12 protein-coding genes are annotated in these 15,903 nt (G+C 71.0%); 1 reads left to right on the top strand and 11 read right to left on the bottom strand.

From position 1 onward, the window contains the following. Positions 1 to 868: 868 nt before the first annotated feature. The 11 genes from ACWGR4_RS19250 to rpsA form a co-directional block, all read right to left on the bottom strand. Positions 869 to 2,617 (bottom strand): TerD family protein, encoded by a 1,749-nt coding sequence (locus ACWGR4_RS19250; RefSeq protein WP_380011342.1) that lies wholly within the window; start codon positions 2,615 to 2,617, stop codon positions 869 to 871. Positions 2,618 to 2,721: 104 nt separating this feature from the next. Beyond that, complete coding sequence (locus tag ACWGR4_RS19245) at positions 2,722 to 3,294, bottom strand: TerD family protein (RefSeq protein ID WP_078977660.1); 573 nt, start codon at positions 3,292 to 3,294, stop codon at positions 2,722 to 2,724. Between the two features lie 218 nt (positions 3,295 to 3,512). Next, positions 3,513 to 5,594 carry an excinuclease ABC subunit UvrB gene (uvrB, locus tag ACWGR4_RS19240; RefSeq protein WP_380011345.1) on the bottom strand — a complete coding sequence of 694 codons (2,082 nt, stop codon included), beginning with the start codon at positions 5,592 to 5,594 and terminating at the stop codon, positions 3,513 to 3,515. 217 nt (positions 5,595 to 5,811) lie between these two features. Next, positions 5,812 to 6,411 carry a dephospho-CoA kinase gene (coaE, locus tag ACWGR4_RS19235; protein ID WP_452133582.1) on the bottom strand — a complete coding sequence of 200 codons (600 nt, stop codon included), beginning with the start codon at positions 6,409 to 6,411 and terminating at the stop codon, positions 5,812 to 5,814. 141 nt (positions 6,412 to 6,552) lie between these two features. Continuing rightward, entirely contained in the window at positions 6,553 to 7,308 is a 756-nt protein-coding gene (locus ACWGR4_RS19230) for a decaprenylphospho-beta-D-erythro-pentofuranosid-2-ulose 2-reductase (protein WP_380011351.1), read from the bottom strand. A 63-nt stretch (positions 7,309 to 7,371) separates the two neighbouring features. Then, positions 7,372 to 8,757: an FAD-binding protein gene (locus ACWGR4_RS19225; protein ID WP_380011354.1), complete on the bottom strand. Its 1,386-nt coding sequence runs from the start codon at positions 8,755 to 8,757 to the stop codon at positions 7,372 to 7,374. After that, positions 8,750 to 9,748 (bottom strand): decaprenyl-phosphate phosphoribosyltransferase, encoded by a 999-nt coding sequence (locus tag ACWGR4_RS19220; RefSeq protein WP_380011357.1) that lies wholly within the window; start codon positions 9,746 to 9,748, stop codon positions 8,750 to 8,752. Before ACWGR4_RS19220 ends, ACWGR4_RS19225 begins: the two co-directional genes overlap by 8 nt. 4 nt (positions 9,749 to 9,752) lie before the next feature. Further along, positions 9,753 to 10,316 carry a phosphatase PAP2 family protein gene (locus tag ACWGR4_RS19215; RefSeq protein ID WP_078977656.1) on the bottom strand — a complete coding sequence of 188 codons (564 nt, stop codon included), beginning with the start codon at positions 10,314 to 10,316 and terminating at the stop codon, positions 9,753 to 9,755. A gap of 355 nt (positions 10,317 to 10,671) precedes the next feature. Next, complete coding sequence (locus ACWGR4_RS19210; RefSeq protein ID WP_380011363.1) at positions 10,672 to 11,739, bottom strand: hypothetical protein; 1,068 nt, start codon at positions 11,737 to 11,739, stop codon at positions 10,672 to 10,674. Beyond that, positions 11,729 to 12,994 (bottom strand): MFS transporter, encoded by a 1,266-nt coding sequence (locus ACWGR4_RS19205; protein ID WP_380011366.1) that lies wholly within the window; start codon positions 12,992 to 12,994, stop codon positions 11,729 to 11,731. Before ACWGR4_RS19205 ends, ACWGR4_RS19210 begins: the two co-directional genes overlap by 11 nt. A gap of 168 nt (positions 12,995 to 13,162) precedes the next feature. Next, complete coding sequence (gene rpsA, locus ACWGR4_RS19200) at positions 13,163 to 14,650, bottom strand: 30S ribosomal protein S1 (RefSeq protein WP_078977653.1); 1,488 nt, start codon at positions 14,648 to 14,650, stop codon at positions 13,163 to 13,165. A gap of 301 nt (positions 14,651 to 14,951) precedes the next feature. On the opposite strand from rpsA, the gene ACWGR4_RS19195 reads away from it, so the two are divergent. Beyond that, positions 14,952 to 15,821 (top strand): class I SAM-dependent methyltransferase, encoded by an 870-nt coding sequence (locus ACWGR4_RS19195; RefSeq protein WP_380011369.1) that lies wholly within the window; start codon positions 14,952 to 14,954, stop codon positions 15,819 to 15,821. The last annotated feature ends 82 nt before the right edge of the window (positions 15,822 to 15,903 follow it).

Here is a 15,903-nt window from a genome sequence, read left to right as displayed (position 1 = left end):
GGCTGGATGGATTTCGGATGCGCCGACTGCCGGAAGCTGCGGCTGGACGGTGACTCACCCGGGGGTCGTCCTCAACGCCGGACGGGCTGACTGTTTTCGGTACCCCGAGCGCCGGGGCTGCGGTTTGCCGGTGGCCTCCGGCCGGGTGTCCTCAAACGCCGGAAAGGCTGGGGACTTCGGTTCGGGTACCCCGAGTCCCGGAGGCTGCGGCATGGTGATGACCGCCGGCCCGGTGTCCCCAAACGCCGGACGGGGCAGCCGGTTCGAGAACGCCGAGCGCCGGCGGCTGAGGTCGGGTAATGACGTTCGGCCGAGCACCCTCAATCAGCCCATCCGCCACTTGTGGACAGCGGGCCACCGCCCCCAACACTCGAGGCGCCGAACAATCAGCGCGCCGCCCGCCACTTGAGCACACCCGGCCGGAGCCCAACAACCACCGCAGCCTTGGCACTTGGAGCACCGAACACAATCAGCCCGCCCGACGCGCTTGAAGACACCCCGACCGGAGGCCACCACCCATCCGCAGCCCCCGGTGCTCCGGACGCCCAAAACACCCAGCCCGTCCGGCGCCTGAGGACACCCGGCCGGAGGCCACCACCCAACCCCAGCCCCCGGCACTCGGGACGCCCGAACCGCCCAGCCCGTCCGGCGCCTGAGGACAACCCGGAAGAAGACGACCAGCAAACCGCAGCCCCGACACTCGGGACACCGAACAATCAGCCCGTCCGGCGCCTGAGGACACCCGGCCGGAGGCCACCACCCAACCCCAGCCCCCGGCGCCGACGCACCCGAAACACCCAGCCCGTCCGGCGCTTGAGGACACCGCGCGGCCCGCGGCCCGGAGGCCCCCCACCCGGCCGCCCCCGGCCTAGCGCGCGCCCGCCACCCAGGACAGGAGTTGGCGTGTGGCCTCCGCGCCGCCGGAGGGCAGGTCCGGGGTGTACACCCACGGCAGGCCGATCCACGGATCCATGATGTGATCCTCCGGAATCGCCGTCAGCCGCAACAACGACCGCCACAACGGCTCCAGCAGCGGCCCGAACGACTCGGCGTCCACCCGCGACCCGACCACGATCACGTGCACCCCGACCCGCGGCCCCTCCTCGACGATGTGTCGCAACTGAGCCGCACTGCGATCGTCGAACCCGAACGGGAAATCGTGCACCAGCAACAACTGCCGCGCCAGATCAAGCCCGTCCGGCAGCGAGTCCACAGCGTCGTTGGCCACCGCCATCCGCACCAGCTCGATGCGGTCGATGATCCGACCCAGCAGCGCCGAGATGTCGGCCGCGTCCGTGGCCACCGGCCCCACCAGCAGCCGCGAGGCCGCCAGCGGCTGCAACGGCGCAGCCGCCGTGCCCTTGCCCGCCGGGTCGATCACGTGCACCTTGAACTCGCCCACCGGGAAGGCCGCGAACATCCGCGCGGTCAACGACACCGCCAGCTCGTTCGCCCGCTCCGCGCCGTCGCCCCGCTCGCCCTCCAGACCGGTGGCGCCGGTGTCCACCCACAACCCGCGGTCCATCGGCAGCCGCAACACCATCGGCACCCGCAACTCGGGCCGCTCCGGCAGATACAGGTCGCCCAGCCGAATCGCCGGCGCCCCGTCCTCCGGCGCCTGCCACCCGGCCCACGACGTGCTGTCCCAACGCGCCATCACCGGCGGCAGGTTCGGCTCCAACTGCTCGACCTCGCCGACCAGTTGCGCGGTGTCGCGATCCAGTACCGCCTTGGCCTGCTCGGCCAGCGCCCGATGCCGATCCCGCGCGGTGTCCTGCGCGGCCAGCCCGGCGGGCGAAAAGCGCGCGGCGGGGTCGTTCAGGACCCCCTCCAGCTCCTTGTCCAGCCGGCCGTCCGCGTACTCGATCGCCGAGCGATAGGCCGCCGCCGACCGCGCCGCGTCCTCGAAGACGCCCCAGACCTGCTCGTACAGCTTCTCCACCTCGCGCCGCGCGGCCCGCCGGTTCGCCTCCTGCTCGACATCCGGCGGCGGCGCGGCCCAGGCCATGCCGCCGTTGGCGTCCACGCGCGGCACGGTGCCCGGCTCGCGCGGCTCCGTGGGCGCGTTCGCGGCGCTGAACGGCGCGGCGGCCGGCCCGCCGAGGGCGGTCCGCGCGCGGTCCACGACCCGGGCCCGGTTCTGTACCCCGACGTCCTTGAGCAGCGCCTCCAGGCCCGCGTCGTAGCCCTGCCCGACGGCGCGCACCTTCCACGCCCCCTGGCGCCGGTACAGCTCGACGGTGTGCAGTGCCCGCTCGTTGCCGAGGTCGGTGACCCGGAAGGAGGCCAGGTCCTCGCCCCCCGCGCGCACGGTGACCACGGGCGCCGCGACCACGCCGAAGCGGTCCACGCCGCCGCCCTCGAGCGAGGCGCCGACCAGCACCCGCTCGACCTCGGCGGGCAGTTTGTCCAACTCGAAGGTCGCACCGGCCTGACGGATCGTCACCCCGGCGGTGTCGCCACCGCCGCGCTGGACCACGTCGTCGTCGCCGCGGACCCGATCGTCGGCCCCCACCAGGGCCACCACCAGCTCGACCGGACACTGCGCGGCGACCTCGACCTCCACCCGGGTGTCGGGCAGTGCCAGATTCTGACCCCGTACCAGTTCGGTGCTCACGTGCGTTCGTCCCCTCCCCGCCCCGCCGGGACGGACCCCGCGCGAGCGGGCCGGGAGGCGTCGTCCGCCCGTCCCGGCCCGCTCGCCATGTGTGGTTGTGCGTCCTACAGGTGCGCCATCAGAGCCGGCAGGAGGTCGCGCAGGGTCTGCCCGTGGGCGGGCTCGCCGATCGCGGCCATCTTCCAGCCGGTGCCGTGCCGGTACAGCTTGGCCATGATCTGGCCGGTGTAGTTGCCACCGCCGGAGAGCGTGTAGCGAGCCAGCTCGGTGTTCGTGGTCTCGTCCACGATCCGGCAGAACGCGTTCTCGATCTCCTGGAAGGTCTGCCCCTGGAAGGAGCTGACCGTGAAGATGATCTGGTCCACGTGCACCGGCACGCGACCCAGGTCCACCAGAATCGACTCGTCGTCACCGTCACCGTGCCCGGTCAGGTTGTCGCCGGTGTGGCGCACGGACCCGTCCTTGCTGGTGAGCTGGCCGAAGTAGCAGACGTCGACCGGCTGGTTCTCCGCGAAGAGCACGCACGACGCGTCGAGGTCGACCTCCTTCTCCCGGCTGCCGAACAGGCCGCGGCGCTTGATGGCGTCCCAGCCCAGGCCCATCCGGACCATGGTCAGCTCGCCACCACCCGGCTTGTCGAGTGAAATCCTCTGGCCCTTGGACATGTTGACGGCCACTGGCGACGTCTCCCCTCACAGATTTTCGGTCACGCGGCTCGTGGGCCCCGCCCCGGAACGAGGCAGGCGGGCCCGTACTGGCCGCAGAGTAGTCCTCGGGGGTCGCCGGTGTCCCGGCGAGCCCCCTCGGACACATTCAGGGTCACGAACCTACCGGTCATGACGTACGGGCTCGGCAGGCCGTTCCCTCGGATCCGGCGAGCCGTCCCGTCATCCTGCTACGCGATGCCCGCGGCCTTCATCCCGCGCAGCTCCTTCTTCAGCTCCCCGACCTCGTCGCGCAACCGCGCGGCCAGCTCGAATTGCAGTTCGGAGGCGGCGGCGTGCATCTGGTCCGTCATCACCCGGATCATGTCGGCCAGGTCGGTCGCGGGCATGTCGCTCGCCCCGCCCTTGCGGCCGAGCGCCGGCACCGGTGCCTTCTGCCGGCCCCGGCCCCCGCCGGACAGCAGGTCGGCGGTGTCCGCGTCCTCGCGCGAGATCGAGTCGAGGATGTCCACGATCTTCTTGCGCAGCGGTTGCGGGTCGATGCCGCGCTCGGCGTTGTACGCGACCTGCTTCTCGCGCCGGCGATTCGTCTCGTCGATCGCCTTCTCCATCGACGGGGTGATCCGGTCCGCGTACATGTGCACCTGGCCGGACACGTTGCGCGCGGCGCGGCCGATGGTCTGGATCAGCGAGGTGCCCGAGCGCAGGAAGCCCTCCTTGTCCGCGTCCAGGATGGACACGAGCGAGACCTCGGGCAGGTCCAGGCCCTCGCGGAGCAGGTTGATGCCGACCAGCACGTCGAACTCGCCCAGCCGCAACTCGCGCAGCAGCTCCACCCGGCGCAGCGTGTCGATGTCGCTGTGCAGGTAGCGCACCCGCACACCCTGCTCCAGGAAGTAGTCGGTCAGGTCCTCGGACATCTTCTTCGTGAGCGTGGTGACCAGCACCCGCTCGTCCTTCTCGGCCCGGATCCTGATCTCGTGCAGCAGGTCGTCGATCTGGCCCTCGGTCGGCTTGACCACGACCTCGGGGTCGACCAGTCCGGTCGGCCGGATGATCTGCTCGACCACCTTGTCGGCCTTGGCCAGCTCGTACTTGCCGGGCGTCGCCGACAGGTACACCGTCTGGCCGACCCGCTCCAGGAACTCCTCCCACTTCAGCGGGCGGTTGTCCATCGCGGACGGCAGCCGGAAGCCGTGCTCGACCAGCGTGCGCTTGCGCGACGCGTCGCCCTCGTACATCGCGCCGATTTGCGGCACGGTCACGTGCGACTCGTCCAGCACCAGGACGAAGTCCTCGGGGAAGTAGTCGAGGAGCGTGTTCGGCGCGCTGCCGGCCTCGCGGCCGTCCATGTGCCGCGAGTAGTTCTCCACGCCGGAGCAGGTGCCGATCTGGCGGAGCATCTCGATGTCGTAGGTGGTGCGCATGCGCAGTCGTTGCGCCTCCAGCACCTTGCCCTGCTTCTCCAGCAGCGCCAGCGACTCCTCCAGCTCGCGCTCGATCCCGACGACCGCGCGCTCCATGCGCTCGGGGCCGGCCACGTAGTGGGTGGCGGGGAAGACGTACAGCTCGTCGTCCTCGCTGACCACCTCGCCGGTGAGCGGGTGCAGCGTCATCAGCGACTCGATCTCGTCGCCGAACATCTCGATCCGCACGGCCAGCTCTTCGTAGACCGGGAAGATCTCGATCGTGTCGCCACGCACCCGGAAGGTGCCGCGCGTGAACGCGACGTCGTTGCGGGTGTACTGGTTGCCCACGAAGCGGCGCAGCAGCTCGTCCCGCTCGATCTCCTCGCCGACCCGCAGCCGGACCATGCGGTCCACGTATTCCTGCGGGGTGCCCAGGCCGTAGATGCAGGACACCGAGGCGACCACGACCACGTCACGGCGGGTCAGCAGCGAGTTGGTGGTCGAGTGCCGCAGCCGCTCGACCTCCTCGTTGATCGAGGAGTCCTTCTCGATGTAGGTGTCGGTGGTCGGGACGTACGCCTCGGGCTGGTAGTAGTCGTAGTACGAGACGAAGTATTCGACGGCGTTGTTGGGCAGCAGCTCGCGGAATTCGTTGGCGAGCTGCGCGGCGAGGGTCTTGTTGGGCGCCATGACGAGCGTCGGTCGCTGCAGTCGCTCGATCATCCACGCGGTCGTCGCCGACTTCCCCGTGCCGGTGGCGCCGAGCAGCACCACGTTGCGGTCGCCGGCCTTGATCCGCTCCTCGAGCAGATCGATCGCCTGCGGCTGGTCGCCGGACGGTTGAAAGGGACTGACGACCTCGAAAGGCGCCACTTTGCGTTCGAGATCGGTGATGGGTCGCACCCCATACACGTTACGACCCCACACCGACAAACGCCGCAAGCCCAACCCTCGGCAGCCTTCCGTACCCCCGGAAACCCACCCCCAAGGCCACGACGGGGCGCCCACGGGCCGGATCGGGTCACCCACGCACAGGAGCAACCGCAGCCTCCACACCAAACGCAACGGGCGGAGCGGGCGGGTAAACCCCGCCGACCCGCGCCGCACCCACGACCAAGCCTCAGGCGCCCGTCAACCGCTCCCACAACGAGTGCACCTGCGGCTCCAGCGCCTCCAGCGGCCCGTCGTTGTCGATCACCACGTCCGCGACCGCCAGCCGCTGCTCCCGCGACGCCTGCGCGGCCATCCGGGCCCGCGCGTCGGCCTCCGGCATGCCCCGCAGCCGCACCAGCCGGTCCAGCTGCGTCTCGGGGGCCGCGTCCACGACCACCACCAGGTCGTACAGCCCGGCCAGGTCGTTCTCCACGAGCAGCGGCACGTCGTTGACCAGCACCGCGTCCTCCCCGGCCGCCGCCGTCAGCTCGGCCGCGCGCGCCCCGACCAGCGGATGCACGATCGCGTTCAGCGCGGCCAGCCGCTCCGGCGCGCCGAAGACGATCCGACCCAGCCCCGGTCGATCGAGCGAGCCGTCGGGCAGCAGCACAGACTCGCCGAATTCGGCGACCACCGCCGCCAGGCCGGGCGTCCCGGGCGCCACCACCTCGCGCGCGATCCGGTCCGAGTCGATCACCACCGCGCCCAGCTCCGCGAGCAGCCGCGCCACCTCGCTCTTGCCCGCCCCGATCCCACCGGTCAGGCCGACGTTTCCCCTGCTGCCCATGCCCGCGCCCCTCGTCCGTACCCGGGTCAACCACGACCGGGCCACCGTAGCGGCCGGGCGGCGCCCGCCCCGAAGACCCCGGCCCCGGACACGCGAAGGCCCGCCCCGGACCACCGGGACGGGCCTTCGCGCGGCGTGACGTCAGATGTTGAGCTTGCGGAAGATCGGCCGCGGCACGTGCCGCAGCGCCGACATCACGAAGCGGAACTGACCGGGCACCCACACCACCGACGACTTGCGCCGCAGGCCCTTGACGATCGCCTCGGCGACCACCTCAGGCGTGGTGGCCAGCGGCACGTCCGGCAGGCCCTCGGTCATCTTGGTCCGGACGAACCCGGGCCGGACCACCATCACGTGCACGCCCGTACCGTGCAGCTTGTCGCCCAGGCCCTGCGCGAACGCGTCCAGGCCGGCCTTGGTCGAGCCGTAGATGAAGTTCGACTTGCGGGCCCGCTCGCCGGCCACCGACGAGATCACCGCGAGCGCCCCGTGCCCCTGCCGGGACAGCGCGTTCGCCGCCGCGAGCCCGGCCGAGACGCCGCCCACGTAGTTCACCTGCGCGACGCGCGCGGCGGCGGCCGGGTCCTTCGCGTCCGCGTCCTGGTCGCCGAGCACCCCGAACGCGAGCAGCACGACGTCGATGTCGCCCGCCGCGAAGACCTCGTCGATGGTCTTCTCGTGGTCGTCGGGCTCGGCCGCGTCGAACGCGACCACCTCGACCGTGGCGCCGCGACCGCGCAGGTCGTCGGCGGCGGCCTCGAGCCCGGCGGAGGGGCGTCCGGCGAGCACGACCCGCCGCACGCGCTCGGCGACCATCGCGCGGGCCGTGGTCAGCGCGATCTCGGAGGTACCGCCGAGAACGAGCAGGGACTGCGGTGCGCCCAAGGCGTCTTTCACGGTGCGTCCTTCACAAAAGCGTGGTTCACGAGACGGAGGAGGGAGTGCTGCGTGGCCGGCCGGTCAGATCCCGAGCCGGCGCGCCTGGTCGGAGACGAAGACCCCGTCCGGGTCGACCTTGGCGCGCACCTCGCGGAACTGCTCCAGCCGCGGGTACATCCGGGCCAGGTCGGCCGGGTCCATCCGCGAGTCCTTGGCGAGGTAGAAGCGGCCCTCGTTGGTCAGCACGATCTCGTCGAGCTCGCGCAGCAGCCGGGCCAGGCCGGGGGTGTTGGTCGGGAAATCGAGGGTCAGCGTCCAGCCCGGCTTGGGGAAGGACAGGAAGCCCGCGTTGCCCGGACCGAAGCGCTTGAGCACGGTGAGCGAGGAGGGCGCGCCGTGCCGGCTGATCGTCTCGACCGCCTTGACCAGCCCGTCCTCGCGGCCGAACGGCACCACGAACTGGTACTGGAGGAAGCCGGTCCGCCCGTAGACCCGGTTCCACTCCTGGACCAGGTCCAGCGGGTGGAAGAACGCGGTGATCGACTGGAGTTGGCCGACCTTGTGCTTGGGCGCCTTGCGGTACCACAGCTCGTTGAACAGCCCCATGGTGAGCTTGTTCGGCAGCCGACCCGGCACCAGGTCCGGCACGGTCAGCAGCGAGCCGGTCCGAAAGCGCAGCGGGTCGCGGCGCTGCTTGGCAGGCAGGTCGTCCAGCGCCGCGAACTCGCCGCAGGTGAGCACGCAGCGGCCCAGGTTCGGGCCCTTGGCCAGGCAGTCGAGCCAGGCGACGGTGTACGTGTACTTCTCGTCCGTCTCGGCCATCAGCGCCATCGCCTCGTCGAGGTTGCGCGTGCGGTCGGTGTCCACCGACGCGAGCGAGGTCTCGATGGGCGTCATGCGGATGGTCGCGGACAACACCAGGCCGGTCAGGCCCATGCCGCCGGCGGTGGCCCAGAACAGCTCCGGGTCGTTGTCCGGGGTGACGGTGCGCTCGGTGCCGTCGGCCAGGAGCAGGTCCATGGACAACACGTGGTTGCAGAAGCTGCCGTCGGCGTGGTGGTTCTTGCCGTGCACGTCGGCGCCGATCGCGCCGCCCACGGTCACCTGCCGGGTGCCGGGGGTGACGGGGACGAAGAAGCCGAACGGGACGAACAGTTCGATCAACCGGTCCAGGCTGACCCCGGCCTCGCAGGTGACCAGACCACGTTCCAGGTCCACCGCGAGGATCCGGTCCAGGCCGGTCATGTCCAGGACGGTGCCGCCGCCGTTCTGCGCGGGGTCGCCGTACGAGCGGCCCAGGCCGCGGGCGATCACCCCGCGCGAGGTGCGCTGCCCCAGGGCGGTCGCGACCTGCTCGCGGGTGGTGGGTCGCACGACGTCGGCGAAGGTGGGGGCGGTGCGTCCCCATCCGTTCAGCCGGACCCGCCGAGCGGTCGGTCGTACGTCGGCCGACGGGCCGTCAGACATGGAACACTCCCAGAACAAAGGTGAGAAGCCAGGCGAAGCCAAGGCCGACGAGGACCTTGTCCTTGAGGAGAACGTCCTCGGGGGACCCCGCGGTTCCGGCGTCCACGTACACGGCGTAGCGCAGGAAGGCGAAGCCGAACGGGACCAGGGACAACTGGTGCCAGGCCAGAGTGGAATCGCCCTCGGGGATCTGGAACGCCCACAGCGAGTAGGTGAGCAGCGTCACCGACACCGCCATCTGCCACACGAAGCGCAGGTAGGTGATCGAGTAGTTGGCCAGCGAGGCGCGCGTCTTGGCCGCCTCCTCGCCCATCAACACCATCTCCGAGTAGCGCTTGCCCGCGACCATGAACAACGACCCGAAGCCCGCGGTGAGCAGGAACCAGCGCGACAGCGGCAGTTCGGACGCGGTGCCGCCGGCCATCGCCCGGAACAGGAAGCCGGAGGCGACCATGGCCAGGTCGAGCACGACCACGTGCTTGAAGGAGAAGCAGTACGCGACGTTGAGCACCACGTACAGTCCCAGGACCAGCGCGGTCCCCGGGTTGCACAGCAGCACCCCGAGCACCACGGCGGCGATGCCCAGGATCGGGCCGAGCGTCCAGGCGAGCTTGACCGGCACCACACCGGAGGCGATCGGGCGGTTGCGCTTGGTGGGGTGCTCGCGGTCGGCCTCGACGTCGAACGCGTCGTTGATGTAGTAGATCGCCGAGGCGGCGAGGCAGAACAGCACGAACATGATCGCGCTGTGGCCCAGGACGTAGCCCTCGTCCAGTCGCCCGGCCGCCAGCGGCGCGGCGAACACGAGCACGTTCTTGACCCACTGTTTGGGCCGGGCCAGCTTCAGCAGGCCGCCGGCCAGTCCGCCACGCGGCGGCGCGGGCGCCTCGACCGGGGTCGGGGCCACGGCGGTCGCCGCCCCGGCGGCCGGGCCCGGTACGACCAGGGCCTCGTCCGGCTCGAGCGACGCTTCGACTTCGGATGTACTCAAGACTTCAGAACCCCTTCGGACGCTCTGCGCGGCGGACCCAGGCTCGACCCAGGCCACCCGCGGCGAGACCCATGGTCGCGCCGGCGGCCACGTCGGACGGATAGTGGACGCCCACGACGAGCCGCGAGAAACACGTCGCGGCGGCTGCCGTGCCGGTGACGGCCGTGGGCAGCAGACCGTGGAACGCCACGGCCGCGGCAGCGGAGGAGACGGAGTGCGAGGAGGGGAAGCTGTGTCGGCCGGCGGTGCGCACGGTCGGCTCCAGACCCGCTATCGCCGGTCGGGGGCGGCGCACGACCCGCTTGATCACCATGCTGGCCACGTGCGCCCCGGCGACGGTCGCGGTGGCGCGCAGCCATTCGGGCCGACGGTCGCGGTCCACCGCGGCGCCGACCAGACCCGCGGCGAGCCAGACACCCGCGTGCTCCCCGGCGAAGGACAGTGCCTTGCTCGTGCGCTGGACGACCGGGTGCCCGGTGCGCCCGCGCACCCCGCGGTACAGGGCGACGTCGGACGCGCCGACGGTCTTGACTACCTGCCCGGTGGCGAACGCTCCACCAAAGGCCATCGAAATCCCCAATTCCTACTGCACGTCGAGTGGGCGCCCTGCCCCGAAGTCCGGGGGCCTACGTGCTTCGGCGGTCGTCCCGACCGCCACACGGGCCACTTCCATATGAGCCCGGCGCATGGCACCAATGAGTCAGGGTACGCGAACCTCGCAGGCGCTCTTCGCCGAGTCGGCCCGGTATCGCCCCGAAGGGGCCGCCACCGATCGGGCACCCGTCCTGCGGCTTCGTTCCAGGTCACACGCTGCCGAACGGCTGACACCGCCCGGGCCGCGACCGGCATTTCGTGACGGAACTGTGGCAGACCCGCAGCCTGCGCGAGGCCGGGCCGATGCACAAGCGCGTCCTTGCGCGCGGTCAGCGCAGCGGCGCCGGGGAGAATCCGCCGATCACGAGCCGGGTCGGCGCGCCGCCGCCGTCGGCCGGCACCGACCACACGTCGCCGGCCGCGCCGGAGCCGGTGGGCAGTGCGTACCCCACCGTGTGGTCGTCGATCCAGATCGCCTGGTCGTCCACGCTGTGGGTCTCCGCGAGCGGCGTCTCGCGCATCGTGGCGAGGTCGAGCACATGCAGCCGCCATGGGTTGCGGGTGCTCTGCGAGATCTTCTTCTTGAACACCAACCGGGTCCCGTCGGGGGACAACGACGGGCACTCGACGTTCTCCCGCAACACCGTCATGGTGCGCGCCGCGAGGTCCCCGCGGACCAGGTACGTGCGGCCGGTGGTGTTGGTCGACAGGGTGGCGTAGAAGGTGTTGTCGTCGGCGGTGAAGGTGACACCCCAGAAGTTGCGGTCCGGCGACTTGAGTTCCTTGCCGTCGCGGGTGGTGGTGAAGTCCTCCAGGTTCGCGGTCAGCTCGCCCGTGCGGGTGTCCAGGATCGAGGTCCGGGTGGAGAAGGTCATGGACGCGTACGAGTCGCCGTAGACGAACACGGTCCACGAGGCCATCCGCCCCGACGCCGAGACCCGGGCCCGGTTGGGCGTGCCGGCCAACTCGACCCGGCGCACCTGGCGCAGGTCCGCGTCCAGGACCAGCGCGACGGGGGTCCTGGTCAGGCCGCCCTCGGTGGCCAGGCACACCGCGGTGCCGCCGGCCGCGTAGACCCGGTCGCAGGAGCGCTCGCCCACCGTGCGCGGCCCGCCCGGATCGGCAGCCGCGACGGTGGCCAGCCGGCCGTACCCCGGGCCCGACTCGGTGCTGCGGAACAACAACCGCGGCGCGCCGACCAGGCTCAGCGGCGGCCCGCCCGGCGCGGTGCCGTCGCCGCCGTAGAGCCGGTCGTCCTCGCGCCGCACCGCGTACACCGTGTAGCCGACCGCGATGCCCGCGAGCAGCACCAGAACCAGCGCGAACACCAGTACGCGCCGCCGGGTGACCACCGGCTTCACCGGCGCGTCGGCATCGGCGTCGAGGTCAGCGGACATCGTGGACCTCCGTGGGTCGCGTCGCCCGCACCCGGCGACCCGCCAGGGCGAGGGTGGAGCCGAACAGGGCCACCGCGAGGGCAACCGCGAGCACCCGGATCGCCGTCGCCGGCCCCCACGCGGTCCACAACGCGCCGAAGACCATCGAGGAGGCGAACCGGCCCACCGCCTGCCCGGTCTGCACCACCGCCATCCCGCCCGCCCGACCCGCCGCCGGCAACCGCGCCCCCACCGCGGCCGACAACACGCCGTCGGTGGCCGCGTAGAACACCCCGTGCAGGGCGAGCACGATCAGCAGCAGCGGTACCCCGCCGAGCGGGCCGCCCAGGAACAGATACGCCGCGAGCAGCGCCCCGTGCCCGGCCAGGAACACCCGGCGCCGCCCGATCCGGTCGGCCAGCCGCCCCAGCGGCAGCGCCAGTACCAGGTAGACCCCGGCGGTGCCCAGCGGCAACAGCGGGAACCAGTGCGGGCGGATCTCCAGCCGGTGCTGGAGCAACAGATACACGAACGCGTCGCTGACCGTGACCAGGCCCAGCACCGCCGCGACCACGCACAACCGGCGATAGGGCCGATCCCGCAACAGCCGCGCCCCGTCGCGCCATCCGGGCCGGTGCTCCGTGGGATCGCGGTGGTCGCGCACGAACAGCACGAGCATCGCCACCGCCACCAGGCCGACGCAAAAGCTCACCACGAACACCGCGTCGTATGCGGTGCCCACCGCCGCCAGGATGGTGAACGCCACCAACGGCCCGGTGAACGCCCCGACCGTGTCGAGCGCACGATGCACGCCGAACGCGCGCCCCTGCGCCTCGGGCGTGCTCGACAGCGAGATCAGCGCGTCGCGCGGCGCCGTCCGCAGCCCCTTGCCCGCCCGGTCGGCGGCGAGCACCGCGCCGATCCCCGGCACCGAGGCGCCCACCAGCGGCAGGCCGAGCTTGGCCACGGCGGACATCCCGTAGCCGACCACCGCGACCGGCTTGCGGGCGGCGAACCGATCCGCGAGGTGGCCGCCGATCAACCGCAGGAAGACCGTGACGCCGGAGTACAGGCCGTCCAGGAAGCCGAACTGAAGCATCGTCAGACCCAGGCCCGTGACCAGGTAGACCGGCATCACCGCGGTGACCATCTCGGAGGAGATGTCGGTGACCAGACTGACCATGCCCAGGGCGATCACATTGCCGGTGACCACCGCACCGCGCCCCGACCCGGGCCGCGCGAGCGGCGCATCCGCACGTGTGGACGAGACGTACACGCCGCACCCTCCCCCGGCTGCCGTGTGACCGATCCCGACCCTAGCGCCCCCGCACCGGAAAACGCCGACGCCCCGGAACATCGAAAGGCCCCACCTCCCCGAAGGGAGATGGGGCCCTGCGATACATCCGGCTACCCGAGGTTCACCTCAGGCGTCGTGTGCCGGAGTTCAGCTCTGGCCGCCGGCCAGCTTCTCGCGCAGCGCGGCCAGCGCCTCGTCGGACGCGAGGGCGCCGCCGGTGGTGTCGGCCTCGACCTCGTCGTCACCGCCCGAGGAGTACGCGCCCGCGGCCTCGCCGGCAACGGCCTCCGCCTCGGCCTCGCGGGCCTTGACGACCTGCTGCTGGTGCGACTCGAAGCGCGCCTGGGCGTCGGCGTACTGCTTCTCCCACTCCTCGCGCTGCTTGTCGAAGCCCTCGAGCCAGTCGTTGGTCTCGGGGTCGAAGCCGTCCGGGTAGATGTAGTTGCCCGCGTCGTCGTAGGTCGCGGCCATGCCGTACAGGGTCGGGTCGAACTCGGCCGTGGCCGGGTCCGCGCCGAACGCCTCGTTGGCCTGCTTCAGCGAGAGGCTGATGCGGCGACGCTCGAGGTCGATGTCGATGACCTTGACGAAGATCTCGTCGCCGACCTGGACGACCTGCTCCGGGATCTCCACGTGGCGCTCGGCCAGCTCGGAGATGTGCACCAGGCCCTCGATGCCCTCGTCCACGCGGACGAACGCACCGAACGGAACGAGCTTGGTGACCTTGCCGGGAACGACCTGGCCGATCTGGTGGGTCCGGGCGAACTGCTGCCACGGGTCTTCCTGGGTCGCCTTCAGCGACAGGGAGACACGCTCGCGGTCCATGTCGACGTCGAGGACCTCGACGGTGACTTCCTGGCCGACCTCGACAACCTCGGACGGGTGGTCGATGTGCTTCCAGGACAGCTCGGAGACGTGCACCAGGCCGTCGACGCCGCCGAGGTCCACGAACGCACCGAAGTTGACGATCGAGGAGACGACGCCCGTGCGGACCTGACCCTTCTGCAGGGTCGTGAGGAACGTCTGGCGCACCTCGGACTGGGTCTGCTCGAGCCAGGCACGGCGGGACAGGACCACGTTGTTGCGGTTCTTGTCCAGCTCGATGATCTTGGCTTCGAGCTCCTTGCCCACGTACGGCTGGAGGTCCCGCACACGACGCATCTCGACCAGCGAGGCCGGGAGGAAGCCGCGGAGGCCGATGTCCAGGATGAGACCACCCTTGACGACCTCGATGACGGTACCGGTGACGATGCCGTCCTCTTCCTTGATCTTCTCGATCGTGCCCCAGGCGCGCTCGTACTGCGCCCGCTTCTTCGAGAGGATCAGGCGGCCTTCCTTGTCCTCCTTCTGGAGAACCAAGGCCTCGATGTGGTCACCGACAGTGACGACCTCGTGGGGGTCCACGTCGTGCTTGATGGAAAGCTCGCGGGACGGGATGACGCCTTCGGTCTTGTAACCGATGTCGAGCAGGACCTCGTCCCGGTCGACCTTGACGATCACGCCATCCACGATGTCGCCGTCGTTGAAGTACTTGATCGTCTCATCGATCGCTGCGAGGAAGTCTTCCTCGGAGCCGATGTCGTTGACCGCCACCTGCGGGGTGGTGCTGGGCGTGGCCTCGGTGCTGCTCGTCATGTGGGTAAGGGCTCCGGGTACGGACAGAAGTCGTTTTCAAACACGCTTGTGGACCCGGTTTCGCCCCCGACGACCGCAGTCCATGCAAGAGGATGGCGTGGGATCGACAAAGGTGAGCGCGACCTGCTCCGTCTGAGTTCACGCAGGCCCGCGGCGCAACTTGCAGCATACGGGGCCGACCGGGTGCGGTCAACGCGCACCGGATGCATGCGATCAACCCGGACGTCCCGAAGGGAGTACCCTACGCGCGTCCGTGCCCGCCCGCAGCGATACCGCGGCTTCACCGCAACCTGGGAGCCAAGTGAACCGGCCCACGTCCCACGACCCCCACGCGTCACTGGTCGCGCGCTACGTCGACCCCGAGGACGCGGAAGGCGTCGACGACGACGCGGTACGCCGCAGGGTCGGCCTCGTCGAGAGTGTGCGCGCGGGCCGCCGGTGGTGGGACGCGAACGCCGACGAGTACCAGGTCGAGCACGGCGACTTCCTCGGCGACGCGCGCTTCACGTGGTGCCCGGAGGGGCTGGACGAGGACCGGGTCAAGCTGCTCGGCCCGGTCGAGGGGCGCACCGTGCTCGAAGTGGGCGCGGGCGCGGCGCAGTGCTCGCGGCGACTGCTGGCGCGCGGCGCGTTCCCGATCGCGCTCGACCTGTCGCTGCGCCAGCTCCAGCACTCGCGTCGGCTGGACGCCGAGCACGGCACCCGGGTGCCGGTGGTGCAGGCCGACGCAGGCCGGCTGCCGTTCGCCGACGCAAGCTTCGACCTGGCGTTCTCCGCGTACGGCGCGTTGCCGTTCAGCCCGGACGGGGCGGGGATCATGCGCGAGGTGTTCCGGGTGCTGCGACCGGGCGGGCGGTGGGTGTTCTCGATCACCCACCCGATCCGCTGGGCGTTCCCGGACGAGCCGGGGCCGGAGGGGCTGACCGCGGTCGCCTCGTACTTCGACACGACCCCCTACGTCGAGCAGGACCACACCGGCCGGGCCACCTACGTCGAACAACACCGCACGCTCGGCGAGCGGGTACGCGAGGTGGTCGGCGCGGGCTTCCACCTCCTGGACATCGTCGAACCGGAATGGCCCGAAGACCTGGAGTCCACCTGGGGCGGCTGGAGCCCCCTACGCGGCCGCCTGCTCCCAGGCACGGCAATCTTCGTCTGCACCAAGGACTGAGCACCCACACCCGAAGCACGACCGAGAAGCCGAGCCGGCCTCCCCCGAAGCCCCCAAACCCGCAGCCCACACACAAAACGCA

Source organism: Embleya sp. NPDC055664 (genome assembly GCF_053618075.1).
This window is presented reverse-complemented; position numbering and strand designations above follow the sequence as displayed.